Origin of the sequence: Novosphingobium sp. KACC 22771, assembly GCF_028736195.1 — a bacterium.
Taxonomy (GTDB): domain Bacteria; phylum Pseudomonadota; class Alphaproteobacteria; order Sphingomonadales; family Sphingomonadaceae; genus Novosphingobium.
Window position 1 is genome coordinate 2,379,445 of sequence record NZ_CP117881.1, and the last position, 24,696, is coordinate 2,404,140.

At 62.4% G+C, this 24,696-nt stretch carries 21 protein-coding genes, 1 tRNA gene and 2 pseudogenes; 13 read left to right on the plus strand and 11 right to left on the minus strand.

What is annotated here, in order from left to right:
• Nucleotides 1-93 precede the first annotated feature (93 nt).
• Entirely contained in the window at nt 94-2,031 is a 1,938-nt protein-coding gene (gene uvrC, locus PQ467_RS10895) for an excinuclease ABC subunit UvrC (RefSeq protein WP_274176137.1), read from the minus strand.
• Nucleotides 2,032-2,233: 202 nt separating this feature from the next.
• A complete protein-coding gene (locus tag PQ467_RS10900) occupies nt 2,234-4,873 on the minus strand; it encodes a TonB-dependent receptor (protein ID WP_274173438.1) in 2,640 nt (879 codons plus the stop codon).
• 239 nt (nt 4,874-5,112) lie between these two features.
• Between PQ467_RS10900 and infA the strand changes: the two genes are divergently transcribed.
• The 10 genes and pseudogenes from infA (at nt 5,113) to PQ467_RS10950 (ending at nt 11,578) form a co-directional block, all read left to right on the plus strand.
• Nucleotides 5,113-5,358, plus strand: coding sequence for a translation initiation factor IF-1 (gene infA / locus PQ467_RS10905; RefSeq protein WP_168605162.1), 246 nt, complete (start codon nt 5,113-5,115; stop codon nt 5,356-5,358).
• Nucleotides 5,359-5,385: 27 nt separating this feature from the next.
• Entirely contained in the window at nt 5,386-5,976 is a 591-nt protein-coding gene (locus PQ467_RS10910; RefSeq protein WP_274173439.1) for a Maf family protein, read from the plus strand.
• Nucleotides 5,977-5,982: 6 nt separating this feature from the next.
• On the plus strand, nt 5,983-6,954 hold the full coding sequence (locus PQ467_RS10915; RefSeq protein WP_274173440.1) for a ribonuclease E/G: 972 nt from the start codon (nt 5,983-5,985) through the stop codon (nt 6,952-6,954).
• Nucleotides 6,951-7,112: a DNA gyrase inhibitor YacG gene (gene yacG, locus PQ467_RS10920; RefSeq protein WP_274173441.1), complete on the plus strand. Its 162-nt coding sequence runs from the start codon at nt 6,951-6,953 to the stop codon at nt 7,110-7,112. Before PQ467_RS10915 ends, yacG begins: the two co-directional genes overlap by 4 nt.
• Nucleotides 7,113-7,226: 114 nt before the next feature.
• Nucleotides 7,227-7,302 (plus strand) — tRNA-Phe (locus PQ467_RS10925).
• Between the two features lie 46 nt (nt 7,303-7,348).
• Entirely contained in the window at nt 7,349-8,743 is a 1,395-nt protein-coding gene (locus PQ467_RS10930) for a tyrosine-type recombinase/integrase (protein WP_274173442.1), read from the plus strand.
• Complete coding sequence (locus PQ467_RS10935; protein WP_274173443.1) at nt 8,740-9,294, plus strand: hypothetical protein; 555 nt, start codon at nt 8,740-8,742, stop codon at nt 9,292-9,294. The genes PQ467_RS10930 and PQ467_RS10935 overlap by 4 nt, the downstream gene beginning before the upstream one ends.
• 45 nt (nt 9,295-9,339) lie before the next feature.
• Nucleotides 9,340-10,480 (plus strand): annotated as a pseudogene (locus PQ467_RS10940) (IS3 family transposase).
• 163 nt (nt 10,481-10,643) lie between these two features.
• On the plus strand, nt 10,644-10,982 hold the full coding sequence (locus tag PQ467_RS10945; protein ID WP_274173444.1) for a hypothetical protein: 339 nt from the start codon (nt 10,644-10,646) through the stop codon (nt 10,980-10,982).
• A gap of 380 nt (nt 10,983-11,362) precedes the next feature.
• Nucleotides 11,363-11,578, plus strand: a complete 216-nt coding sequence (locus tag PQ467_RS10950; protein WP_274173445.1) for a hypothetical protein — start codon at nt 11,363-11,365, stop codon at nt 11,576-11,578.
• 103 nt (nt 11,579-11,681) lie between these two features.
• Here PQ467_RS10950 and PQ467_RS10955 read toward each other — a convergent pair whose 3' ends face one another.
• From PQ467_RS10955 to PQ467_RS10985, 7 genes are all read right to left on the minus strand, one after another.
• Complete coding sequence (locus PQ467_RS10955; RefSeq protein ID WP_274173446.1) at nt 11,682-11,996, minus strand: DUF1905 domain-containing protein; 315 nt, start codon at nt 11,994-11,996, stop codon at nt 11,682-11,684.
• A gap of 502 nt (nt 11,997-12,498) precedes the next feature.
• Nucleotides 12,499-14,397, minus strand: coding sequence for a ParB/RepB/Spo0J family partition protein (locus PQ467_RS10960; protein ID WP_274173447.1), 1,899 nt, complete (start codon nt 14,395-14,397; stop codon nt 12,499-12,501).
• Between the two features lie 169 nt (nt 14,398-14,566).
• Nucleotides 14,567-14,968 (minus strand): DUF2958 domain-containing protein, encoded by a 402-nt coding sequence (locus PQ467_RS10965; RefSeq protein WP_274173448.1) that lies wholly within the window; start codon nt 14,966-14,968, stop codon nt 14,567-14,569.
• A complete protein-coding gene (locus tag PQ467_RS10970; RefSeq protein ID WP_274173449.1) occupies nt 14,965-16,116 on the minus strand; it encodes an ArdC family protein in 1,152 nt (383 codons plus the stop codon). The genes PQ467_RS10965 and PQ467_RS10970 overlap by 4 nt, the downstream gene beginning before the upstream one ends.
• Nucleotides 16,117-16,512: 396 nt before the next feature.
• Nucleotides 16,513-18,027, minus strand: a complete 1,515-nt coding sequence (locus tag PQ467_RS10975; RefSeq protein ID WP_274173450.1) for a PIN domain-containing protein — start codon at nt 18,025-18,027, stop codon at nt 16,513-16,515.
• A gap of 227 nt (nt 18,028-18,254) precedes the next feature.
• Nucleotides 18,255-18,815, minus strand: coding sequence for a DNA -binding domain-containing protein (locus tag PQ467_RS10980; RefSeq protein ID WP_274176138.1), 561 nt, complete (start codon nt 18,813-18,815; stop codon nt 18,255-18,257).
• Between the two features lie 31 nt (nt 18,816-18,846).
• Entirely contained in the window at nt 18,847-19,047 is a 201-nt protein-coding gene (locus PQ467_RS10985) for a transcriptional regulator domain-containing protein (protein WP_274173451.1), read from the minus strand.
• Nucleotides 19,048-19,306: 259 nt separating this feature from the next.
• Here PQ467_RS10985 and PQ467_RS10990 point away from each other — a divergent pair, with 259 nt between their 5' ends.
• Nucleotides 19,307-19,750, plus strand: a complete 444-nt coding sequence (locus PQ467_RS10990; protein WP_274173452.1) for a type II toxin-antitoxin system death-on-curing family toxin — start codon at nt 19,307-19,309, stop codon at nt 19,748-19,750.
• Nucleotides 19,751-19,853: 103 nt separating this feature from the next.
• Here PQ467_RS10990 and PQ467_RS22735 read toward each other — a convergent pair whose 3' ends face one another.
• The gene (locus PQ467_RS22735; protein WP_443192941.1) at nt 19,854-20,015 is read right to left on the minus strand and encodes an amidohydrolase family protein; all 162 of its coding nucleotides are present in this window, start codon (nt 20,013-20,015) and stop codon (nt 19,854-19,856) included.
• 52 nt (nt 20,016-20,067) lie between these two features.
• A pseudogene (locus PQ467_RS22740) lies at nt 20,068-20,181 on the minus strand (GTP-binding protein); the annotation flags it as partial.
• Nucleotides 20,182-20,359: 178 nt separating this feature from the next.
• Between PQ467_RS22740 and PQ467_RS11000 the strand changes: the two are divergent.
• Nucleotides 20,360-22,492, plus strand: coding sequence for a TonB-dependent siderophore receptor (locus PQ467_RS11000; protein ID WP_274173454.1), 2,133 nt, complete (start codon nt 20,360-20,362; stop codon nt 22,490-22,492).
• A 360-nt stretch (nt 22,493-22,852) separates the two neighbouring features.
• Complete coding sequence (locus PQ467_RS11005; RefSeq protein WP_274173455.1) at nt 22,853-24,685, plus strand: pilus assembly protein TadG-related protein; 1,833 nt, start codon at nt 22,853-22,855, stop codon at nt 24,683-24,685.
• Nucleotides 24,686-24,696: the final 11 nt, after the last annotated feature.

Sequence of the window (24,696 nt, forward strand, 5' to 3'; positions counted from 1 at the left end):
AAACACCGCCAACAAACCCCACCCCATTAACGGGATTGCAAAGGGACGAGTCCCTTTGTCCGCCGGAGGCACCCTTCATAATACCCCAAAAAATCACCCCCCCGGATGATAGAAATCATACACCGTGCGCGCCACCGCCTCTGAAACGCCGGGTGTGCGCATAAGGTCATCCAGCGCCGCCGCCCTCACCCGACTGGCCGTGCCGAAATGCAGCAAGAGCGCCCGCTTGCGCGCAGGCCCGATGCCGGGGATTTCATCAAGCGGCGAGGCGGTGATCGCCCGGCTGCGCTTTTCACGGTGGGCGCCGATGGCAAAGCGGTGAACCTCGTCGCGCAGGCGTTGCAGGTGAAAGAGGACGGGCGAGTTGACGGGCAGCATCTTCTCGCGCCCGTCGGGGAAGTGGAACACTTCGCGCCCGTCGCGGCCGTGGTGCGGCCCCTTGGCGATGGCGATCAGCGGCACGTCCTCAACGCCCAGTTCCTCCAGCGCCGCTTTCACTGCGCTCATCTGCCCCTTGCCCCCGTCGATCAGCACGCAATCGGGCCACTGGCCCTTATCGCGGTCGGGGTCCTCCTCCATGGCGCGGCCAAAGCGGCGAGTCATCACCTCGCGCATCATGGCAAAGTCGTCGTTGGTCTGGGCCTCGCGGATGTTCCATTTGCGATATTGGTTCTTGATGAAACCCTCCGGCCCGGCACAAATCATCGCGCCCAGCGCGTGCTGGCCCTGAATGTGGCTGTTGTCGTAAACCTCGATCCGCTGGGGCTCGTCCAGTTCGAGGAAATCGGCCATCTCGCGCCAGACTTTGGCCTTGCTGCCGCTCTCGGCCATGCGGCGGTCCAGCGCCTCGGCCGCATTGCGCGTGGCCTGCTCGACCAGCTTTTTCCGGTCGCCGCGCTGCGGGATGGCGATCTCGACCTTGCCGCCTGCGGCCTCCTTCAAGGCCTCGGCCAACAAATCCGCCTCGGGCAAGGCGCGGTCGAGCAGGATAACGCGGGGCGGCGGCACTTCCTCATAGAATTGCGCCATAAAGCTTTGCAGCACCTCGCCCATCTCCATCCCCTCGGTGCGGACGGGGAAGAAGGCGCGGTGGCCCCAGTTCTGGCCGCCGCGGATGAAGAAGGCCTGGATCGCGATCTGTCCCGCTTTTTCCGCGCAGGCAAAGATGTCGGCATTGGGCAGACCCTCGGCATGGATGGCCTGCGACCCTTGAATGAAGGTCGCGGCGCGCAGACGGTCACGCAGCATGGCGGCGCGCTCGAAATCGAGATCCTCGGCCGCCACGCTCATCTGCGCTTCGATCTCGCGCTGAACCGCATTGCTCTTGCCGCCAAGGAAGTCCTTCGCCTGACGCACCAATTCGCCGTAATCCTCCTTGCTGATCCGGTCCACGCAAGGCGCGCTGCACCGCTTGATCTGATACAGCAGGCAGGGACGGTCGCGGCGGCTGAAAAAGGAATCGGTGCAGCTTCGCAGCAGGAAAAGTTTCTGCAACGCATTGATCGTGGTGTTGACCGATCCGGCGCTGGCAAAGGGGCCGTAATAATTGCCCTCGGCCCGGCGCGCGCCGCGATGCTTCATAATCCGCGCGAAATCGTGGTCGGAACGCAGCAGAATAAAAGGAAAACTTTTATCATCGCGCAGCAGCACGTTATAAGGCGGGCGAAACCGCTTGATGAGCTGCGCTTCCAGCAGCAGGGCCTCGGCCTCGCTGTTGGTTGTCACGATGGTCATGCTGCGCGTTTGCGACACCATGCGTTGCAGACGCAAAGGCAGCCGGTCCACCTGTGTGTAATTGGCAACGCGATTGCGCAGCGCTCGCGCCTTGCCGACATAGAGCACGTCGCCGCGCGCATCCTGCATCCGGTACACGCCGGGTCGCACCGGCAAAGTGGCCAGCACCTCGCGGATCGCCGCCACGCCCGCGTCCAGATCGGGCCGATCGCCCCCGCCACGGATCAGGCTTACCGCCTTGTCTTCATTAAACCGGTCCGCCGCGCGGTCGGGCGGATTGTTCGCATCGTCAACCATGCCGCCCAGATAGGCCTCATCGCGCAAAAAAGGGAGAGGCCCGGCCCGCCTCTCCCCCAACTTTTGCAAACCCTCGAATTGCGGCACCGGCCCTCTCCCCCGGCCCTGCCACCCATAATTTACCCTGTTGGGTGGCTGGGTCGGGGGAGAGGACCGGTGCCGTTGGGAATTCGCCTCTCTCGGCGAATTCCCGAACAAACTCTCAGAACATCTTGCGGAATTCAATCTCGATGGTGCGCCCCTGCGGGTCCATATACAGCGGCTGATAGGACAGCGGCGTGTTGCCATTGCTGTCGGTCACGCGCTGGCGCTGGTTGAAGATGTTCTTGGCGCCGATGCTGAAACGGGCGTCCTTGAAGAAGGGCGTATCCTTTACCAGCCGCTTTTGCTGGCCCAGATCAATGAACAGTCGCGTGTTGAGCTTGAACAGCGAGCCGAAACGAAGGTCGGTCGAACCGGGCACGCCGCTGCCGTTGACATGGGTGGGGGCGGCCCATGTGCCGTTCATGCGCAGCCCGATGCCCTTGAAGAAGAAGCCGCCCTCGCCCTCCAGCGCATGGCGCGCCGTGCCCCCGCCCGACAGCGCATCGCCGCCCAGCAGATCGAGCGAAGGCCCGCTGGCCGCCACCTGAACCCGGTTTACGAAATAGACGGTATGATAAAGCGAGAGGTTCCAGCGGCCTTCATAGCGACCGCCGCGCCCACCGCCCGGAGGGCCGCCCGGACCACCCCCGCCCGGAGGCGGACCACCCATGCCGCCACCCGGCGGCGGACCGCCTGAACCACCACCCGGACGACCGCCGCCCGGCCCGCCACTAGGACGCCCACCACCCGGCGCCCCACCCATCATGCCAAACGGCCCGCGCCCCTGGCTCTTGATTTCCTTGCCCAGATTGCCGCCGATGTTGAAGCCCCAGCGGATATGCTCGTCATTCGTCTCGGCCAAAGTGATCGCGCGCCGGTCGATCTGGGTAATGGCGCCCGTGGTGGGATCGCGCGTCACGCGCCCCGGATAGGCCCCCTCGATCGCCGTGGTCAGCGTGGTGGGAAAGGCGGTCGTGACATTGTTCGACCGGTTGTTGAAATATTCGACCACCAGATTGGACGCGCCCTTCAGGATCGGCGGGGTCCAGTTCATGCCCAGCTTGATGTCATTGCGGTGTTCGCGCACCAGCGCCGGATTGCCTCCGGTGATGACCGTGGCCAGCACAGTCTGGCTTTTCACAAAGTCATAGACCGACACATTGTAAGTGGCCACCAGCGGCGAGCCGAGATTGGACAGCGAAGGCGCAGCCTCGTCATAGAGATAGCTGGCCTGAAAACCCAGCTTGTCGGTGACGTTCCACGTCAGGCCCGCGCTCCAGTCCACCAGTTCGCCGAAATCGGACAGGTGATCGGCCGAGGCCGACAGGTTGAGCGTGATATCGCCCAGCGCCTCGCCCACATGCTCGCGGCGGCTGGTCAGGGGAATGCCCAGATTGACGCCCAGCGAAGCATCGCCCCGCTTGAGGTTCGAGGCCGCGCTCAGCAGGCTGTTGCTGTTGGCGGCCAGCGCCGTGTAGTTAAAGCCGCCCTTGACCGTCACCGCCATCTTGCCCGCCGGCAGCGCCACCGGCCGCCCGCTCAGCGTGACCAGTGTCGTCACCGTATCGGTCTTGCTCTTGGCGGTGGTAAAGCCGCCGCTCGGCGCAATCCCGCTGGCCAAGGCGGCGGCCAGCGCCGCATTGTCGGTCACGCGATTGGCCGTGGTGGTGGTGGCGTCCACATGGCTGATGTCGGCGGTGGCCGACAGGTTCCAGTCCAGAATGCGCTTGTTGAGCCCCGCGCCCGCCGAAAAAGTATCGGTCAGCGTCCGCCGCGTCAGCGCCCCGTCAAACGTGCGCAGCACACCGGCGCCGGGCGAATAGATATTGAGCCCCGCCAGCCCCGTCACATCCGCGCGCGAGGCCAGCGCGTTGAACGTCATGTTGCCGCTCATCAAATCCTTGTTCAGCGGCGCGGTATAAGTGCCGTTGAGCGAGTAGTCCTTGGTATTGGAAACGACGGTGCGGTTGGCGGCCGGGCTGGGATCACTCGCGACGGTGGGGATGGTGCCCGCCGCCTGCAGGACATTGGCCTGCGCCTCGGTGACCGGATTGGTGCGGTCGGCCTTGGCGGTCAGGTTCATCCGCCGCCCCTTGTCGATTTTCAGCACCGAGGCCATGCCCTTGAGCGTATTGGCGCCGATGCTGTCGGACAGGGCCAGTTCGGCCTCGACGGTGCGGGCCTGATAGTGGTCTTTCAGGATGATGTTCACCACCCGCTGGTCGGCGCTGTAGCCGAAACGCAGCGCAACCTCTTCGGGCAGGACCTCGACCCGGCGGATCGATTCCGGCGGATAGTTCATCATCTCGCGGAAATTGGTGATGCGCTGGCCATTGACCAGAATGACCGGGCCGGATGCCCCGCGCCCACGCCCGCTGCCGGTTTGCGGCGAAATGGCGGTGATCAGGTCATCGACCGTGGTGGCGCCATAGGCGGCAATGTCTTCCTCATCGAACACGGCGATGGGCGGCTGGGGCGCTTCAACCTGCCCCTTGATGCGGTCGGCGATCACCACAATCTCACGCCCCCGCGTGACCGGCGCGTCGTTGTTGCCGGGCGCGGCATTGGCGGCCTCATCGGATGCGGCGCCCCCGGATGGGGCCGTCTCGGATGCGGCATCGGCGGCCGCCGCGCCCAGCGGCGCATCAGCGGCGGCGAGGGGCGCAGGCGCCGATTGCGCCAGCACCGGCCCGGCACAAACCATCGCCCACACCAGCGACACCGGGACATACCCAAACTTTGGGGCAAACTTGCGCAAAACCGATACTCCCTGAGACAGAAACCTATGACTGGTATGGCTGTCAGGATTAAGCGGATGCCGTTTGGGTCGCCTGTTCGCAAGCGCGGCAAGGTAACATATTGTCGCATCCGCGCTACATTTTCGCGCTTTACTGGCATAACTGGATATAGACCGCGCGAGTTTGGCTTTCCTTTTGCCGTATCTGCGTCTATGGCGCGCCCCAATCCCCCCTCTTATCAGAGAACCGAAGTTTACGGATGGCGAAAGAAGAACTGCTCGAAATGCGCGGCCAGGTGGTCGAACTGCTGCCCAACGCGATGTTCCGCGTGCGGCTGGAGAATGATCACGAGATCCTTGGCCACACGGCAGGCAAGATGCGCAAGAACCGCATCCGCGTGCTGGTGGGCGACGAGGTGCTGGTCGAGCTGACCCCCTATGACCTGACCAAGGGTCGTATCACCTATCGCTTCATGCCCGGTCGCGGCGGCCCCGGCTCTTATTAAGCGCCCGGTCGAAACCAAGCGATGGCTATGACCGATCAGGCCGGCAAACCGCATCTGGTGCTGGCCTCGTCCTCGCCCCGGCGGCGGGATCTTTTGGCGCGTCTGGGCATCGCGCCCGACCGTATCGCCAGCCCCGATATCGACGAAACGCCCCTGAAAGGCGAATTGCCCCGTGCCTATGCCCGCCGCCTCGCGGTGGAAAAGGCGCGGGCAGTGGACCGCGCGCCCAATGAGATCGTCATTGCGGGCGATACGTCGGTGGCGCTGGGGCGGCGGGTTCTGCCGCCTGCCGAGACAGTGGAATTGCAGCGCGAGATGTTGCGCGCGATTTCCGGGCGTCGGCAATTGTGCATCTCCTCGGTCTGCGTGATCGACACCGCCGGGCGCGAACGCGTCAAGCAGGTCGAGACGGTGGTGATTTTCAAAAACCTGACCGATCAGGAGATCGACGCCTATATCGCCAGCGGCGAAGGGCTGGGCAAGGCGGGTGGCTATGCCATTCAGGGCCGCGCCGAAGCGTTGATCCGGCGCCTGTCGGGCAGTCATTCGGGCGTGATCGGCCTGCCTTTGTATGAAACGCGGGCGCTGCTGCGTGCGGCTGCCTATCCTCTGGATTAAAACCTTATGTGGCTGATCGAGCAAGGCATCGGCGAGGATCGCGCGGTGCTGCTCGATGGCGGCGCAAATGGGGGCTCCGAAGTGGTGGCGGCCAAAATTGACTGGCCCGGACGCGCCGCGCCGGGACAGGTTGAGGACGCGACCCTGATCCGCCGCGCCGCCGGATCGCGGCGGGGCGTCCTGCGCCTGAACAGCGGCGAGGAGGCGCTGGTCGACCGCCTGCCGCGTGAGGCGAGCGAGGGCGCGCCGATCCGCATCGAAATCCTGCGCAGCGCAATGGCCGAAACCGGCCGCTACAAATTGGCCCAGTCGCGCCCGTGCGAGGCGCCTTTGCGCCCTGCCCCGCGCCTTGCCGAAACCTTGCCCGATGCGCGCGTGGTGCGCCAATTTCCCGCTGGCGTGTGGGAGGACGTGTGGGGCGAGGCGTGGAGCGGCCATGTCGATTTTTCGGGCGGCGCGCTGGTGCTGTCCCCCACGCCCGCGATGACGGTGATCGACGTTGATGGCCCCCTGCCCCCGCCCGCACTGGCGCTGGCGGCGGCAGAAGCGGTGGCGGCGACAATTCGGCGGCTTGATCTGGGCGGATCGATCGGCATTGATTTCCCCACGCTGGAGGCCAAGGCCGAGCGGCAGGCCGTGGACGGCGTTTTGACGCAGGGGCTCGAGGGCTGGACGCATGAGCGCACGGCGATGAACGGCTTTGGCTTTGTGCAGATTGTGGCGCGGATGGAGCGCCCCTCGCTGCTGGCGCGCCTGACCCATGCACGGGCGGGCGCGGCGGCCCGGATGCTGCTGCGCCGGGCCGAGAGGGTAGAGGAGGCCGGAGTCTTGCTGCTGCGCGCGAACCCCTCCGTTATCGCCGCGATCACGCCCGAGTGGCGCGAGGAATTGGCCAGGCGCAGCGGGCGTCGGCTTGATTTTCAAGAGGATGCGGGTCTTGCCCTCGACGGCGGATTCGCGCAGGCGGTGGCATCATGACCCAACAAACACGCAAATGTCCGGTCTGCGGCAAACCCCGCAGCGAATCACATAAGCCCTTTTGTTCAACCCGTTGCCGCGATCGCGACCTGATGCAGTGGCTCTCGGATGGCTATGCCCTGCCCGGAAACCCCGCAAATGGGGAGGATGACAAATAAGTTTCATCGAATGTGTTTTTTTGGCTTGCCAAGTCCGATCCGGTTAGCCATAGGCCCGTCCACCGGCGGCGAGGCGATGGCAACATCCTCTGCTAAACGGTAAAAAATGCTAATGCCTGGGTAGCTCAGTTGGTAGAGCACGTGACTGAAAATCACGGTGTCGGCGGTTCGATCCCGTCCCCAGGCACCATTTACTTCCCCCAATAAATCCCAATCGGTACTAACCAGCCTTGCAAATGGCCGGTTTTTCCAAGATTTCCCTTCCCAATCGTTCCCGCTGCTTTGCAATCCATCTCCCACTGTTTGGGGGTATTGGACGGGGTACGAGAATTGGGCAAAGGGGGTATCCGATTCTTACCGACGCAAAGTGTCGAACAGCGAAGGGCGGCGACAAACCCTACAAGCTCAGCGACGCACACGGCCTTTATCTTTTCGTTTCGACGTCGGGGCATCGCTCCTGGCGTTGGAAATATCGGATCGGCGGCCGGGAAAAGGTGCTGACGATCGGGGCCTATCCGGCCGTGTCGCTAGCACAGGCCAGAGTTGGCCGCGAGGAAGCCGCCCGGTCCCTTGCCGCGGGCTTCGACCCGTCCAGATCCAAAAAGCAGCAGGCCGCCGAGACGTTCGAAGCTGTCGCGAAAATCTGGCACCGCAAGCGAAAAGACTTTCTATCCGACAAGCACGCAGCCAAAATTCTGCGGAGCCTGGAGAAGGATGTCTTTCCAATCATCGGCCATTTGCCGATCGCCAAGATCAGGCCCGCACATATCCTCGAGGTGCTCAACCCGATCGAGGAGCGCCGCGCCTTCGACCAGGCGCACCGAATGCGGCAACGGATGTCGGACGTGTTTGTCTTTGCAGTTTCATCCGGCCTAGCGGAAATCGACCCGGCCGGAATGATGCGCAAGGCTCTGCATGCCGTGCCAAAACGCAATTATCCCGCGCTGACCTCCATCGAGGAGGCGCGGGCACTGCTAATCGCCGAAGCGAACCTGAATGGTTGGCCTCACACAAAGCTGGCCTCACGCCTTATGGCGGTGACGGCCGTGCGCTCGGAACCCTTGCGCTATGCCGAGCCATCGGAATTCGAGGGGTTGGACACAAGCGAGCCGATCTGGCGCATCCCTGCGGCCAAGATGAAATTGGGCAAGGAACAGCGCAAGCAGCAGGCCTTCGAATTCCTAGTGCCGCTATCATGCCAGGCCGTAGAGATCGTCAGGCTGGCGAGCGAGCTGACGCATGGCGGTCCATACCTGTTTCCCAACACCCGTTTCCCGACCAAGCCCATCAGCGACAACGCAATTTCCAAACGGTATCGGGATCTGGGCTATTCCGGCCGACATGTGCCGCATGGATGGCGGTCCACCTTCTCGACCATCATGAACGAACGCGCCGAAAGGCGGTGGCGCGCGGCCGGGCATACCGACGCTTCACCCGATCGGGCGATCATCGATCTTATGCTGGCGCATCAACAGGAAGGGGTCGAACCGATCTACAACCGCGCCGCCTATATGGAGCGCCGGCGCGAACTGGCGCAGGAATGGGCCGACCTGTTGTGCGAGGGACTACCCCCTGCCCTTGTCTTTGCTCACGCTGACACCGCGCAACTGAACTGCGGAGGCCGCGCATGACGGCCTCTTTTGGTGACAAGGCATCCTCGCTGGTCGGTGCGCTGGGCGCCGCCCTGTCGGCACGTGAATCGGCCAACGGAACATCGCCGCGCTCGGGCCAGCCGGTCTGGCGCAACAGTTATTATGAGGGGCAGCTGGAAGACCGCATTTGGCGACCTATTGGAATCGGACGACAGCGCGGCACGCGCAAAGGCGCATCGCGTCTGGCGGGCGCGGTACTGAAGGCAGCCAGAGCGCTGGACCTGCGCACGCGCAAAGAGCGAAAGGGGAAAACCCCCGGCGTCCGTAACGGCGTGTTGGGCGAAATCGGGATTGCCGTGCTGGAAACACTCTATGGTCTTGTCGATTACGCAACCGGGCGGCTGGAGCCGGCGATCAACACCATCGCCGAACGGACTGGCTACAGCTATTCTGCCGTCCACAACGCGCTGGCACGTCTGCGCGATCGCGGTTTCCTGAAATGGATCAGGCGCAGCAGAAAGACCGAGAACAAAGGCGAAGCCGGTCCGCAGGTCGTACAGATCCCAAACGCCTATGTGAGTAGCCCCTAGATTTCTGGACGCCTTTGATCCTAATTTTGAGGACAGGAGGCGACGATGGGGAAGCCCAATTTCAGCGATGAGTTCAAGCGTGACGCGGTGGCCCAGATTACCGAGCGGGGCTATCCGGTAGCGGAGGTGTCGCAGCGGCTCGGGGTGAGTGCGCATTCGTTGTATGCATGGAAGCGGCAATTTACTCGACAGGTATCTGGTGATGCGGGCAAGGATGCCGAGATCCGCCAGTTGAAGCGCGAGTTGGCCGGGTGACCGAGGAGCGCGACATCCTAAAAAAAGCCACCGCGTATTTCGCCAGAGATGCCAAGTGAGATACGCGTTCATTGCCGAGCATCGCGACCGTTTCGGGGTTCGGGCGATGTGCCAATGCCTGGCGGTGCAGCCCAGCGGCTACTATGCTTGGGCCAAGAACCCGCTGAGCCAGCGAGCCCAGGAAGATGTACGGCAGACCAAGTTGCTGCGGCAGGCGTGGAACGACAGCGGCAAGGTCTATGGCTACCGCAAGTTGCATGACGACCTTGCCGACCAGGGCGAGACCTGCTGCCCGAACCGTGTCGCCAGGCTGACCAGATTGGCGGGCATCAAGGCGCAGATCGGCTATAAACGACGACCTGGCAGCTATAGCGGCAAGCCGTCGCTGGTAGTCGACAACACGCTGGCACGCCAATTTGATGTTGCAGCACCTGACCGGGCATGGGTGACAGACATCACCTACATCCGGACTATGGAGGGCTTTGCCTATCTGGCTGTCGTGCTTGATCTGTTTTCGCGTCGGGTGGTGGGCTGGTCGATGCAAAGCAAGCAGACCACCGATGTGGTTTTGCAGGCCTTGTATATGGCTGTCTGGCGCCGCAAACCCAAAGGCCGGGTGCTGATCCATTCGGATCAGGGCTCGCAGTTCACCAGCATGGACTGGGCTGCGTTCATCCGGGCCCACAATCTGGAGCACTCGATGAGCCGGCGCGGCAACTGCCACGACAATGCTGTGGCGGAGAGCTTCTTCTCATGCCTCAAACGCGAGCGTATCCGCAGGCGCACCTACAAAACCCGCGAGGAAGCCCGACAGGATGTGTTCGATTACATCGAGATGTTCTATAACCCGGTGCGCAAGCATGTCAGGAACGGGATGCTGTCACCCGCCGAGTTTGAACGACAGAAGATTTTGAGAGCGAAAGGCGTCTAGAAAACTAGGGGCTACTCATTTCGCGCCATCAGGACCCGCGATACAGGCAAGAGTTTACGGGTCATGAGTTCACGGCGCATGAACTCACCCGGCTTGAATTCACCTGCCTTGAATTCACCTGCCTTGAATTCACTGTGCCGCAAACGTTCCCCGAGCATGGCCGATGGCGGCCGCAACCCGGATCACGCCGGCCCCCGGATCAAATGGGCGCGCGCAGTCCCCGCAACTCCCGGCACAGATCATCGAAAAGCTCGAAAAAACGTCGTTCAAGTCCGCCTGCGCCTGCGCAAAAGAGCTCTTTCGCACATGGCAGGTCAAGCCGTATCGCCATGGCCAGTCCGTCTTCAAGATAGGCCGGATCATCCTCACGGACGCCGACAAGATCGCCGTGTCTGCGCATGCTGCGCGACACCTGCCAGACCACTTCGATCAGCCGTTCGACGGGTATGAGTGCGTCACCGGCTTCACCGGCAGATCGGCTGCGCGAAGATCGCCCGCGTGAAGATCGGTTACGTTGAGACAGGCTGCATCCGGCAGATATCGCCTGCCCTTCACGGTTCAACCACTGCTCGTTATCCGCGATGCCCATGGGCCGAAACTAGCCAAAGTCAGACGTTCTCATCAAGCCTGCTATCCACAGTTCCCAACCCGGCCGGAAGAGCTTGGACGCAGACACCGCGAGCGCACGCAGGCAGCCGGTCCCGAGGCTGTCCGCATGCCGTCTGGCTCCCGCCCGCCTGCCTGTCAAACTGCTCAAAGCCGTGGAAAACGCAAGCCATGCCCTTGGCCGAAGGGAAGGATTGGGCGATCCTAGACAACAGGCTCAACACCTTGCCAAGGAGAGCCTGGCGGTGCGGAATCAGCAGGAGCAGGGAGAGTTCGATGTCTGCGATGTTCGAGACGATCCGGCGACTGGTCGAGCGGCTCGCCCCCGCACCGATCTGCGAAACCTGCGTCGCCCTGCAGCTGACTTTGCCGATGGATGACAGTCTGCGCGCCAATCTTGGCGAACTGGCGGTCGAGCGGGGTTTCGAGCGCAGCCGCGCGCCCTGCGGCCTGTGCGAACAGGATCAGATGGTTCTGCGCAAACGCGCCTGAGCCATCATCATGACCCGATCCGGGGAGGCTCCAGGGGTTCGTGTGCTCCCGGGATTGATGCGGCTGGTGTCGACAGGCCTGTAAAAACCATCTTGCGACAGGCTTAAATGTCGATGGCGACCTCGACCTCGCTGCCCTCCTCCAGCCCCTCGCGTTTGCGGACATCGGCCTTGAGCGGCAACAGCCATCCGCCCGTCTCACGCTGGGGAAAGACCGAGGTCCGCCATGCCGTCGCGCCGATCCGGACTCGTACCGGCAGCGAGCCGAAGCCTGCGGTCAGCCCGAGCGAGGCCAGTTTGATTTCGGCGGCGGCTTCACCCTCGATGCTGACGAAGAACCAGCGCATGGACCTCTCGCCGCTGCGCGCCTGCCAGACCCAGACCCTGCCGGAAAAGGTGATGGTCCCGCGTTCGCTCATCGCCGCATGCTCCCCTTCACGCGGGTGACGGTCGCCCCCATGACAGAGCCTGATGGAGCAGGACGGGAGGCGTGAAAAAGACCGGGCAAAGAGGCAGGCATGACCCGATCATGCCCCGACCGCGCGTGAAGACCAAGAGGAATTCCTTTTTCACGGTTTCCACACAAAGCGGCGCCCGTCCCGCATGAGACGGGCGCCGCTGCCCATCGAGCCGGCCATTGAAGCAGGAGTTCCTGCCCCGCCCTCTGCTTGACAAAATCGGGAAGGTCGGCGGGCGAAGGCCTCCTCTGGTGATGGCGGCTGAAACACAGTCGAGCATCGCCCCATCGTTTCAGCGCCAGACCGGTCTTCCATCGGCCTTTCGAGACAGGCCCGGTTTCAGAAGCAGAAGACCGGGCCGCGCGCGACCGAAGGGAGCGCGCGGCCCGGTCCGGTTTGGCGGGAAGACCAGCGGGGAAAAGGCCTGGCGGCCCCTTCCCCGCCGCGCCTCACGCGCCCGGCGTCACATCACCGTCAGGTGCCGCGAGACATCGGCCGTATCCGGACCATCAGGCGCATCCGGACCATCGGGTTTTTCACGACCATCAAGACCTTCCAGTGCCGCGAAATCTTCAAGGTCAGCGGACAGATCCTCGTTAGCACCATCCCTCGACAAGGCGCGCCTTGCAGTGGCATCGGCGGCCAGCGCCGCCTTCTCTACCGTGCCGACCCCGCCCCGCGCGGTATAGGCCGAGGGCGGGAAGGTCATCCAGCGCGGCACCCAGCCCTCGCATTTGTCGCGACCGTCCGCACCTTCGAGATGGTTGCGGATGATGGTCTTGAGCACTTTGCTCTTTTCACCGGCATTCGCCCCGGCGATGGTGGAACCGGCCACCTCGCCCATCATCGCGGTAAGGACTTCGCGGTCGCGGGCAAGGTCAAAAAAGGCATCGTCGGCCTGCCAGTAGGACGCCATATCCATGGCGATATGCCGGCCGACCGCCTCGATGATCGCGCCGCCCGAGGCCAGCGCCTCCCCCATCACCACCGCGATCACGCAGAGCAGGTCGGCATCGCCCAGCGCCATCAGGCGCAGGAAAATCGCAACCAGATCGCTGCCGTCCCACCTGTTGACCTGATCCTTGCCCATGCCCGTGACAGTCGGCTCGTCGGGATCGAGCGACAGCAGGGTCAGCACCTTGCGCCGCGCGGCATCGAAATCCGCCTCGCCCCGGCCATTCTCGACGCTCTCGGCGATGGCGTCATGGCGGCTCGTCTGCTTCTCGATGCCGACATGCCAGAGCGAGGAACCGGCGATGGCATGGGCCACCATCAGGCGCAAAGCCAGCCCGCCATGATCGATGAGCGCGGCGCGCAAGGCAGCATGGCGGTGCAGGTCGATGTAGCATTGCATCGGCCCGGTGACTTCGGGCCTTGCTGCCTTGATCGCGGGGGTGACGGCATCGCCGCACTCGATGCGGCGGGCCTCCTTGGCGGTGACATAGCCTTCATGGAAGGTAACCTCGCCATTGCTGCGCACATCGATATAGACCCGCCCGCCTTTGCGTTTGGGCGCTTTTTCATGCTCCCAAGTGTGGAAATGCTCGGTAGGCGGGACGATCACCACATCGGCCCAGCCTGCCTCGAGATAGGTCGTACGGCGCTGTTCGATGGCCCCATTCTGCGCGCTCCAGAAAGCCTGCAGATCAGCAAAATAGCTTTCCTCACCGAAGAGGTCGGCGACGATGCCCGCCATGCCCGATGTGTCGAACAGGGCATGGGCGACCGGGATCGACTGCCCGCCAAACAGCCATTGCTTCAACTGATAACCGGTCGGGCAATAGGCATCGGGATCGTCATAAAGCGCCAGCCACGCCTTTTGCTGGCTTTTGCTGGCCATGGTCAGGTGCCGGACCGTGGTCGCATCAATCTCCTTGCGGCGATAGGCCTCGCGGATGCGCGGGAGCAGGTTGCCCAGCGCGAGGATGCGCCGCACGGCGAGGTCGGGCAGGCCGAAGGTGGTGGAAAGATCGTCCACGCCGCGCCCCTCGCGCACCAGCCGGGTGAAACACTCCCAGCGGGTCACTTCATCGGGATCGAGCCGCGCTGAATTCTCGATCAGCGAGGCCTCGACAGCATCGGCATCATCGCCGCTTTCAAGGATCGCGCAGGGCATCGCATCGACCTCCTGCCCCAATGCGCGGCACTCCTGCGCCAGCAGGGCGGCGGCATGGAAACGCCGCGTGCCCGCGACGATCTCGAAGGTTTCAGGGCTGCCGTTCTGCCTTACCAGCACCGGCACGATCACCCCGTGGCGGCGCATGGTCGGCAGGATGTCGGTGACATCGGGCGCTTTCTTTGAAAAGCGCATATTGGTCCTGCTCACACAAAGCTTGCCAAGGTCGATAAAGTCGAGTTTCATCTGTCATACTCCAAGCGAGTACCGGTCCGCCTGATCCATCCAAGAGCGGCGGACCGGCTTTGATGCAGCGGGAAACGCCCGCCCGCGTCCGGCCTGCGCGGAGAGAAAGACCTGCTTTCCGATCCGCACAGGCAAGCCTGTTGCCGCCAAGCCAGCGGCGAAATGCGTTTCAGATGCCGATCAGATGCAGGGCGATTTCCGCCTGCGTGATCGAACCCAATTGCCGCGCGCTCTGCGCCCAGAGGGACAGCGGATGACGGCTGGCAAAATCGTGATCGCGCTCGATCCGCAGGCCAAAAGGCAGGCGAACCGCCGCGATTTCGCGCAAGGAAAAGGAGCCGAGTTCAGGGCAGCCGAAACCAAGATCAGCCAGCCCGAACAAAGTGTCGCCATCCTCGTCCAGCTCGCTGGCCAGCCATGTTGCAGCACCGCAGGGGTTGAACAGTTTGAGCAGGGGCACCGGGTCGGGTTCGGGCAGATCGTCGCCCAGTTCGATACAATTGCGGGCCACCCTATGACGCGCGGCATTGACGAGCAGGGCCACACGGATGCGTTCGGGAAGCAGGGTCATGCCGCCGCCCTCCCTTCACCCATCTCACTATCGCCTGTCGCGTTGTCATCCGTATTCTTGCCCGCCTTATGTTCGGCATGCCGCGTCAGCAGCCAGTCGGCGGCCTTGCTGGCCTGACCGGCGGCGCGAAAGATCGCGCGATTATCCTCGCGCAAAACTTCCAGCCATGAACCAAGATAATCGGCATGGCGCACGGTCGGCACAATGCCCAAAGCCGCGCAGAGGAAAGCCGAACCCATTTCCGCGACCAGTTCCTCGCGGGCATAGTCCTTGCTGGCGAACGGATTGACGATCTTGCGGTCAAGCCGCGAGCCGTGCCCGGTCGCATGAGTCAATTCATGCAGCGCCGTGCGGTAATAGTTGATCTGCTCGAAAAAGGCAGGCTGCGGCGGCACCTGCACATAATCGGTGGAGGGCACATAGAAGGCCTTGGCCCCGCCGATGCGAAAGGGAACGCCCGATGCGTCGATGACCTCCTCGGCCAAAGGCACGATTTGGCGCTCGGGCAAAGGTTCGGGATCGGCGGACAGACCTTCGCGCATCCCCTCGCATTGCGCCAGATTGAAGACAGTGAAGCGCTTGAGGAACGGCACCGAACGCGCATCCTCGCCGCTCTCCTGCGCGCGGGCCTTCTCGGCCTGCGGGGTGAAGCGGTCGGCATAGACGACGGTGACGCCTTTCTCGCCCTTGCGGACGTTGCCGCCCGCTTCGAGCGCCTGCCGGAAGGTCAGCCAGCCCTGCGACGGATAGCCCTCTTCGATCACGCTGCCCCACAAAAGCAGGACATTGACGCCCGAATAGGCTCTGCCGGTCAGCGCATTGCGGGGAAGCGCGGGGCCAAGGCCGGAGCCTGATGCCGCCCCCCAGGGCTGAACCCACGGGAAGCGCCCCGCCTCGAGCTGGGCGATGATCTTGCCCGTCACTTCATCGTAAAGCGCATGGCGGTTCCCCCCGCTCAGCGCATTGCGGGGAAGCGCGGGGCCAAGGCCGGAGCCTGATGCCGCCCCCCAGGGCTGAACCCACGGGAAGCGCCCCGCCTCGAGCTGGGCGATGATCTTGCCCGTCACTTCATCGTAAAGCGCATGGCGGTTCCCCCCGCGCGGCGCATCGCTCTCACCAAGAGCACGGGATCGGCCAGTCTGACGCATGGTATCCTCCTTGCGCCACCCCAAGCCCCATCGGCTTCCCCCGGAGCGGGGGTGGGCGGCACCAGCGCCATCGGGGCGGGCCCATCGAGCCGGGCTGCACCGGAACGGCCGCAACGCAGTGGAGGAGCCGGGCGGAACGACCGGCTTGCAGCCCGGCGGGGACCGCCCAGAAGGGCGCGCCGCCCACCCGCGCTCCGAGGGGAAGGCCCACAAAAACGCCGCCGCGCCCTAGCGCGGCGTCAACAGCCCTCTTTCATGCCTTTGGCCGAAGGATCATCACCCGCAGGGCCGGAACGCCGCTTTGCGGTCCGGGGACGCATCGCGCCCTGGAGCCTGGTCCCGTCCGGCGCCCAGACGGACGGGATGGCCCCGAAACTCTTTGCTTTTCCGGTCTCTTCAGGATCGGCGAAAATAAGGCTCCAGTTTTGAAAAATCATCTATCAGCGCCCTGGCAAAGCCGGCCGTATCGTCTGTCTCGACTTCCAGATCGACCGGCAGGGTCTGCTCAAGCCTTTCGCTCAGGTTATGCGCGCTGATGGTCAGATCAATCGCACCTTGTGCTTTGCCGCTCTCGCAGACTGCCTCGACGAACAGGCTTTCCCGCCGCGCTTCGCCGTGATGGCGCCAGATGGTACATTCTCCCCTGACCATGGAGGCGGCCTTTCCCCGCGCCGGCTTCCAGCACAGAAGCGTCGGGTCCGGCACGATGTTTCGGGGCAGCAGTTGCTCAAAGACAGGTGGTTCTCGCAAAAATGCGGCAGGAGGAGGCGCCATGATGCTCATCAGATGACGGAAACGATCGCGCCGCACGATTGCGCCTCGCGGCGCAGCGGGAGGCGATGGTAAAGGCCGCGGCCGTGCCGATCCGTCGCTCTGCTCTTTTTCCGGCAAAACCCGTCTGAGACGCAACGCACCACGCACGCGTGCCTCGATCAACACCCCTTCGGCAGGCCGGGTTCCTGAATTGGCGGTGACCAGTTCCAGTGTCGGCCACCCCTGGGTCCGGTTGAAGTGGTGATGAATGGTTTCGAGCGCCTCCCTGAGTTGCGCCAGCCATTTGGGGTAGGTGACCGTGCGATAGAACTGGATCTTGTCCTCGGTAACCGGATTGAACACGGCTTCCATGGCCAGGGTGGAAGCCCGCCCCAATCGCATAAGGGCACTCAAGCGCTTATCGGTATAAGCCTTTTCCTCCTCGGCAATGGCTTCGGCAAAGGTCTTGGGCCCAAAGTCCTCGATCGGCGGGCAGATCCGGCCGGCGTAATCCGCCAGATCCTGAACCTGATAGGCTGGCAAGGCCGGATAGCGGCGGATCTTGGCCACGAGGCGCGTCATGGGCTTGCCGTCAGCGCCCAACACTTCAACTGTCATGCGCGGCTCCTGACTTCGGAGCATCGCGATTTCCGCATTGGCCTGCTTCAGCTTCTTTTCAGCCTCATCGGCCTCAGGCGCGAGCAACCAGTCCTCGGGCAGGATCATAGCCGGAATGCCAACTTCCTCAGCGATCAGCGATGCAATGGTATCGTTGGTCAGCAATCGGACCTCCTGCCCATCCTTGGCCAAAGCGAGGCAGTGATTGGCAATTTGATGATCCATATTATTCAGATCGAGGCTGGGATGAAGCCGCTCATGCAATGCCACACCCGCCACAATCTGCATGGTCACACGGGGCCCTTTATCCCGCAGGACCTTCGTCCGCTCCGGCAGTCTGATAGTTTCGCGAATATCGGCACTGACCTCCCTTGCCCGCCGTCCAAGCCGGCCAGGCTTCATCTTGTGCTTGTCGATCTCGGTAATGACCGGCCCGACGATGATGATCGCCACCTCACTTTCCCCGAGATGGTCCCAGCCCAGCGATGCGAGCTTGCGGGCATGAAGCAAAACATTCGTATCGGGCACAACGCGGATCATCTGCTGGGGACATTGCCTTTTCGGTCATGACAGGACCGGGCAGCGACGTGCCCGCGACGCGAGCTTTCCATAGATCCCGGCGAGACACCAGCGCGTAGCCTCATTCCCAACAACCACATTTTTCCTGGTCGGTCGAGCTCAGGCCTCAGGCGTTGGTGCATCGCGGCGCAAGGGCCGGGCATCCGCTATCGGGCCCATCGCGCCCGCACTGCCAGCGACCGGGCCTCTCAAACCGGCCCGCCCCGCCGCAACAGCTGCCGATAGCCCCCGCGCGCGATGGTCTTCGCATCGCGCACCAGGCGCCGCACGCGTGAGCGCAGCGAATCCGATGCGCCGCCCCATTCCCCGGCAATGCGTTCCTCTCCGAACAGCGCCGCGCCGATCTCGCGGTGGCTGGCATTATCGGCCAGCGCGTCATGCACGCGCAGCATGGCCAGGCCCCGCTCGATCCCCGGATCACCGGGAAACAGGCCGGGCACGAAGCGCCTCTGGCCGCAGAAGGCGAGAAAGCGGCGCAGCGGCAGCAGCATGGCCTGAGCCGAACTGACACCGTCAAGCCGGTAGCGCAGACACACCGCCTCCTGGCCCATCAGACATCCGTCCTCGACATCGAGCCTTATGTGATGCCAGCCATCGGAGAGCAGCACATGCTCCCGCTCCGCACTGTCCGTAACAATCGTCAGCCAGGGAGCGAGTTCACCCAGCACGATACGATCCCCTACCGGGCCAAGTTCCGGCACGACAGCCACCGACAGGATCGCAGGATCAAAAGCAGCACTCCAGATCACCCTGGCCAAAGGGGCCGGGCGATGCGGGTCTTCAGCGAAAGTGCAGCCCCCAGCGCACCGACGTATCCGCGGCGCGGGTGACGCTGCTCGCCTCGGCGTGCCATGCGATATAATCCTCGTCCCGACGCAGCCATTCCCACATCAGTCCGGCGCGATCGATGCCGCGAAGGGCATGATAGGCGCTCGCGTTGCGCCAGGCAGGTCTCGTGTCGAGATAAGACCTGCCTGTCATAGGTTCGAAGCCTGCCGGGAAACGAGGATCCGGAGAAAGCGCAGCGCGCTCATCGGACGCTCCATCGAACCCTTGCCTCGTTTCGTCGGAAATCAACCGCAGACTGTGTTTTGCACTGCAGCATATTATTGTATGACATTTTTGCGACACAACCGGTCCGGAGGCGGCGTGAGAACCCGGCCAGCGACCATGAACTCGAAAAGGGGCGATCGCGGGGCACGGCGGCTTGATGGTCCGGCCGGGGTCGATATCTGCTATCATGGGCATCGAAAGGATTGTCACCCAGTTCAGGCGCATCATCGCAACCACCGGATCCACAGCGGATGTGATCGCCGCCATGGCGGATGTCACGCAATGGCTGGGTTTTCGCCATTTCGCGATCAGCCATCATGTCGATCGCGCGGCCTGGGGCAAGGCCATGGCGCTGGAATCGGCATTGGGGCGGCCACGCAACCAATGGGCCTATGGCGAGGCCGATCTATGCGCTTTGGCCGCAGCCTATGCCTATGGTGTCGCGCGCAATTATCCCTTCACCGATGGCAACAAGCGAACCGCGTGGGTGCTGGCGCGCCTGTTCCTCGCGCTGAACGAGGTGCAGATCAGTTTCACGCCTGCAGAGGCCGTTCACATGGTTCTGGCGCTGTCCAGTGGCACACTGGCCGAACCCGAAGTGGCGAGATGGTTCAAGGCAAGGCTACTCTAATTCGCCCTCAGAGCAGACATTCCAGCGCCTAGACGGGTACCCAGAAGCGGTCGGTCGTTCATGCTCATCGATCGCATAAACTGGATGTCAGGCGCCCCAACCATCACCGGGGAGCGACCGGACCGCCCGAGAGCCTGAGAAACCGCGCCGCATTATCATGTAAAACGTCGCGTTTTTGTGCAGGCGTTAGGAAGGGCGCTGTCTGGATCGAAGCAATGGCCGGCCCAATTGCGCCGGGCCACACCATCTGGTCCGAACCGAACATGATCCGCTTGCCATAGCCGGTATCGACCAGCCATTTGAGATACCCGCCACCCCTCGCGATTGGCAAAGATGTGGTTGAGCAGCGTTGTTTTGCCTGCACCCAGAAAGCCCGACAGGACAGTGACGGGAAGGCGCGCCTGTGAAGCCTCGACAACAGAAACTGCCATATCCTTCCACCACCTTTGCGAGCTAAACGATGATATATCATTGCTGCCTGGCAGTGAGGTAAGTCAAAGAGGAAGAGCCACCGCCGTCAAATGCGGGTTGAAGACCCGCCTGTTTATGCAATTGACTCTCAATAGCATAATTTCTATTGGACCGTGCCATGATGAAGGGGGTTCTTCCATGATGCACAAATTGGTCCTGTCGCTCTTGTCCGCCACCATGTTGTCAGGTGTAGGGTTGTGCCCGGCCGTTTCCGCCGCCGAGGCTGATACGGCAGACAATGCGGCGCTGAACGATGCGAATACCACCATCATCGTGACGGGCCTCAAGCCTGACGAGGGCCAGAGCCAAGTCAGCCAAGGCGGCGCACTGGGCGCAAAAACCCTGCTCGACACCCCCTACTCGATCTCGGTCATCGATGCAGAGGACATCACCCGGCGACAGGCGAACAGCATCGGGCAAATCTTTGCCAATGATCCGTCGGTCTTTTCTTCCGCCCCTTCCGGCTCGACCAATTGGTGGGGCACCCAGATCCGGGGATTGGGCGTGCGCAACTATTATATCGATGATGTGCCGCTGCTGCTTTACTGGGGCGGTGATTTCCCGCTGGAGCCTATCGAAAGCGTGACAGCCTTGAAGGGCCTGACCGGCTTTATGTATGGCTTTGGCGCGCCGGGCGGCGTGATCAGCTATCGCACCAAACGGCCTACCGCCGAACCGATGCTGACAACCGAAATCGGCTATCGCACCAACAGCGTGTTTTATGCGCGCGCCGATGCGGGCGGCCCGATCACAAAAGACGGCAGGCTTGGCTACCGTGTCAACATCGGCGGGGAAAAGGGCAACGCCTATAATCAAGCGGGGGTAAACCGGCTGGTCGGGTCATTGGCGCTTGAATATGCGATCAATCCTGACCTTAAATGGTACGCCACTGCAACCTATGAAGACAGCAATCTTCAGCATGAGCCTTTCCAGTTCTACTGGGCGAATTATGTAGGCAACGCCTTGCCCCGCCCGACTTATGACTATGAAAAGCTCAACGTCGCGAACAGCTATTACAAGGCGCGGACGCTGGCCACAGCCACCGGGCTGAACTGGACCTTTGCCCGGGGCTGGTCGGCTCGCCTGACCTATGGCTATACCAACAAGTATCATCGCTCGAACAAGATGTTCGTCTATATGCGCAATCAGGCCGGGGATTATGACGGCTATGCCTACAATTTTGCCGAACTGGACCAGAACCATTTCGTCCAGGCAATGATACAGGGCGATGTGACGACCGGCCCGATCCGGCATCAGATCGTCACGGGCGCCTCGTTTCAGCAGACAGACAGCGCCTTTGGCTATAATGACAAGGACTATTATTGGGGCAATGATTTCAACGGCAATATCTATCAGGATCAGCCGTTCCGCGTGACGCGCGCCATCCGTTTTGGAACCGGTGGCTGGCCCAGCAAAGAGCAGCAACGCGCGCTGTTCCTCAGCGATACTTTGCGCCTTGGCGAGCATGTTCAGGCTATGGTCGGTGCGCGTTATACCCGGTACAGTCTGGCCGATCTGGACGGCAATCCGTCGGTGGATTCGGGCTATCGCACCTCTGCGGTAACGCCAACAATGGCCCTGATCTACAAGCCTGCCCCCTATGCCTCGCTCTATGGCAGCTATGTCGAGGCGATGGAGCCGGGCAGCCGGGTCGGCGGCGAATATGCCAATGCCGGAGAGGTGCTCAAAGCAACGCTGAGCCGCCAGTATGAGATCGGCGCCAAATATGAGCATCGGCAGATCAGCCTGACTTTGGCCGGTTTCCGCATCGAACGCGCCAACACAATCGACCGCATTATCAATGGCGCGCGCAGCCTGACCCAGGATGGGCTGACGCTCTACAAAGGTGTCGAGGCGATTGGCAGCTATCGGTTCAGCGACAGGCTGAAACTGGGCGCGGGGGTGCTCCACCTCGATCCGAGCATCAGGAATGTTTCGGTCGGCAACGAGGATGTGCGCGGGAATATTCCTGCCGGTGCGGCGAAATGGCAACTGACCGGCAATGTCGAATATTATGTCCCGGCCGTTCCGGGGCTGAGCCTGCATGGCAATCTGCGCCATACCGGCAAGGCCCCGACCAGCGACAGCAACAACCTATATGTTCCGGCCTATACCACCGCCAACCTCGGCTTTCAGTACAACACGGTGGTTGGCGGGCGCAAGGTGACGTTTACCGGCAATGTCAACAACCTGCTGAACGCGAAATACTGGACCCAGACGAATATTGGCGAAGGTGTCAACGCCGCGATGAGCGTCCGCCTGTCATGGTAAAGCAGCGAGATGGAGCGGATGAGCGCGCGCAGGCCGTCGAGCTTGCGATGACGCCGCGATCCCGTGCCGGGCCGGGCGGCATGCTCCATCTCGTGACCGCCTCGCATCGTTGATGGATCAGCATAATCGCATATTCAAAGGGCTGGAAGACCGAACCCTGCATTCACAAAAATGTGAACAGGTTAACCATATAAATATACCAGATAGTGAAATAGATTTCTAAATTCTCGTTAAAACTTTCCATGTTCTAAAAGAACTATGGCAATAGCAGCGATTCTTTATGTTTTTCAGTTTTTTGAACTGAAAATCCTTCAAGGATTTGCACACTATGGACAACGCATTGCGTTAATATCGTACCGCTTGAGCACCATAGTATTACATAGGTCTTCCTGCCTCTCCCGCCATCTGGCGCTGGATACACGGGCCAGCGTCAGCATACTGGGCGTCAGCGCCTTGCCGGTCATCATCGGCATCGCGGCCCTCTCGGTGGAATTGGGTCAGGGCTATCAGGCCAAGATCACCTATCAGGGGATTGCCGATGTTGCCGCCCTTGCCGCCGCAAATGCCTATGCTTCGAGCAAGAGCGACGCCATCCTGACCGCCACGGCCACCAATGTTGCCAATATGAACGGGGTGGCCAGTTCCAACGTCGCGGTCACGCATTTAACCAACTACAGCGCTTCGGTTTCCGACGCTGTTCAGGTGGTCCTCACCCGAACGGTCCCGGTCTTTTTTGGACAGGTGCTCCGCACACAGGCCAGCTATACGGTCAAGGTCGTCTCGGTCGCCTCGCTGGCCAGTTCTTCGACACCGGCCTGCATCATCGCCCTTTCATCCACCGACAGCGGCGTTACCCTTTCCGGCGGTACGCGATTGAGCGCCCCGCAATGCGCGATTGCCTCGAACAGCATGGTCAGCGTGACCGGCGGCTCAACGATTTCTGCGAAATCGCTATTGTCGTCCGGCTCCGTGGGTATTGACGGCGGCAGTTCGATCAGCGCCGATCCGACAATCTATGGATCATCACTGAATGTTGCCGCCGGCAGCAGCATCACCGGCAGTCAGACCCGCAAAAGCAACAATACCGCCGATCCCCTGGCGGGCAATGCGAGCATCGCTGCTGCGCAAGCGCTCATCGGCACCTACACTCCGCCCGTTGCGCCCTCCGTGCCCGTCGGCGCGGACATGGCGCCGGGATGGTATCCGGCGGTCATGACCTTTCAAGGCCATACCGGTACCCTGACGGGCAGCACATGGACATTTCCACCCGGCATCTATAATTTCCGCAACCTCAACACCGGCAGCCTCACCATCAATATTCAGGGGCCTTCAACAGTCACGATCAGCGGCAGCCTGACGGTGGGTGGAGGCGGCAGGCTGATTATTGGAGACGGGCCGGTAACCATCAACGCGCCAATCAACCTTTCAGGCGGCACTTCGCTGACGCTGGGCGCCGGACGGCATTATCTGGGCGCGATTACGGTGGGCGGCGGATCAACGGTCACGCTTGGCGCAGGCGACCTTGATGTGAACGGCGCCATTGCCATCAGCGGCGGCGGGAGTACGATGGTTGTGGGGGCGGGCAATGTTGCCATCGGCCGCGACAGCGCCAGCCCGCCCAATGCCATTGTCCTGTCCGGCGGCAGCGTTCTCACCTTCGGCAATGGCACGTTCAGCGCCAATGGCGCGATCATCACCTCGGGCGGCAGCACGATCACCTTTGGCCAGACCGCCAACCACCTGATCAACGGCAATCTCAGCCTCAACGGCAGCTCCACATTCGGCGCCGGTCTCTACACGATCAACGGCGGCTTCACCAACAACACCGGCGGTACCATGGCAGGCTCGAACGTCAGCTTTGTCATGGCCGGAACGCTCAATGTCGCGGGCGGCACCTCGGTCAATCTGAGCGCGCCCGGCAGCGGTTCGGCCTCGGGCATCCCAGATGTGCTTTTTGTCACCAAATCCACCTCTGCCACCATCCTTGGCGGGGGAACGCAGGATGTGTTTTCCGGGGCGGTCTATGTGCCCAATTCCGATTTCCAGATGAGCGGCGGCGCCGGCGCCACGGGCGGTTGCTTCATGATCGTGGCCAAAACCGTCACATTGGCCAGCGGTCCCTCCGCAGCTACGATGTGCAGCAGCCTGAGCAGCGCCTCATCCACCAGCAGTTCGGTCACACTGATAAAATGAAGATCAGGAGC

Bases quoted from the DNA above. Each gene is read 5' to 3' on its own strand.
- uvrC (WP_274176137.1), bottom strand. From the start codon at position 2,031: ATGGTTGACGATGCGAACAATCCGCCCGACCGCGCGGCGGACCGGTTT.
- infA (WP_168605162.1), top strand. From the start codon at position 5,113: ATGGCGAAAGAAGAACTGCTCGAAATGCGCGGCCAGGTGGTCGAACTG.
- PQ467_RS10910 (WP_274173439.1), top strand. From the start codon at position 5,386: ATGACCGATCAGGCCGGCAAACCGCATCTGGTGCTGGCCTCGTCCTCG.
- PQ467_RS10915 (WP_274173440.1), top strand. From the start codon at position 5,983: ATGTGGCTGATCGAGCAAGGCATCGGCGAGGATCGCGCGGTGCTGCTC.
- yacG (WP_274173441.1), top strand. From the start codon at position 6,951: ATGACCCAACAAACACGCAAATGTCCGGTCTGCGGCAAACCCCGCAGC.
- PQ467_RS10930 (WP_274173442.1), top strand. From the start codon at position 7,349: ATGGCCGGTTTTTCCAAGATTTCCCTTCCCAATCGTTCCCGCTGCTTT.
- PQ467_RS10935 (WP_274173443.1), top strand. From the start codon at position 8,740: ATGACGGCCTCTTTTGGTGACAAGGCATCCTCGCTGGTCGGTGCGCTG.
- PQ467_RS10945 (WP_274173444.1), top strand. From the start codon at position 10,644: ATGGCGGCCGCAACCCGGATCACGCCGGCCCCCGGATCAAATGGGCGC.
- PQ467_RS10950 (WP_274173445.1), top strand. From the start codon at position 11,363: ATGTCTGCGATGTTCGAGACGATCCGGCGACTGGTCGAGCGGCTCGCC.
- PQ467_RS10955 (WP_274173446.1), bottom strand. From the start codon at position 11,996: ATGAGCGAACGCGGGACCATCACCTTTTCCGGCAGGGTCTGGGTCTGG.
- PQ467_RS10960 (WP_274173447.1), bottom strand. From the start codon at position 14,397: ATGAAACTCGACTTTATCGACCTTGGCAAGCTTTGTGTGAGCAGGACC.
- PQ467_RS10965 (WP_274173448.1), bottom strand. From the start codon at position 14,968: ATGACCCTGCTTCCCGAACGCATCCGTGTGGCCCTGCTCGTCAATGCC.
- PQ467_RS10970 (WP_274173449.1), bottom strand. From the start codon at position 16,116: ATGCGTCAGACTGGCCGATCCCGTGCTCTTGGTGAGAGCGATGCGCCG.
- PQ467_RS10975 (WP_274173450.1), bottom strand. From the start codon at position 18,027: ATGATCCGCGTTGTGCCCGATACGAATGTTTTGCTTCATGCCCGCAAG.
- PQ467_RS10985 (WP_274173451.1), bottom strand. From the start codon at position 19,047: ATGACAGGCAGGTCTTATCTCGACACGAGACCTGCCTGGCGCAACGCG.
- PQ467_RS10990 (WP_274173452.1), top strand. From the start codon at position 19,307: ATGGGCATCGAAAGGATTGTCACCCAGTTCAGGCGCATCATCGCAACC.
- PQ467_RS22735 (WP_443192941.1), bottom strand. From the start codon at position 20,015: ATGTTCGGTTCGGACCAGATGGTGTGGCCCGGCGCAATTGGGCCGGCC.
- PQ467_RS11000 (WP_274173454.1), top strand. From the start codon at position 20,360: ATGATGCACAAATTGGTCCTGTCGCTCTTGTCCGCCACCATGTTGTCA.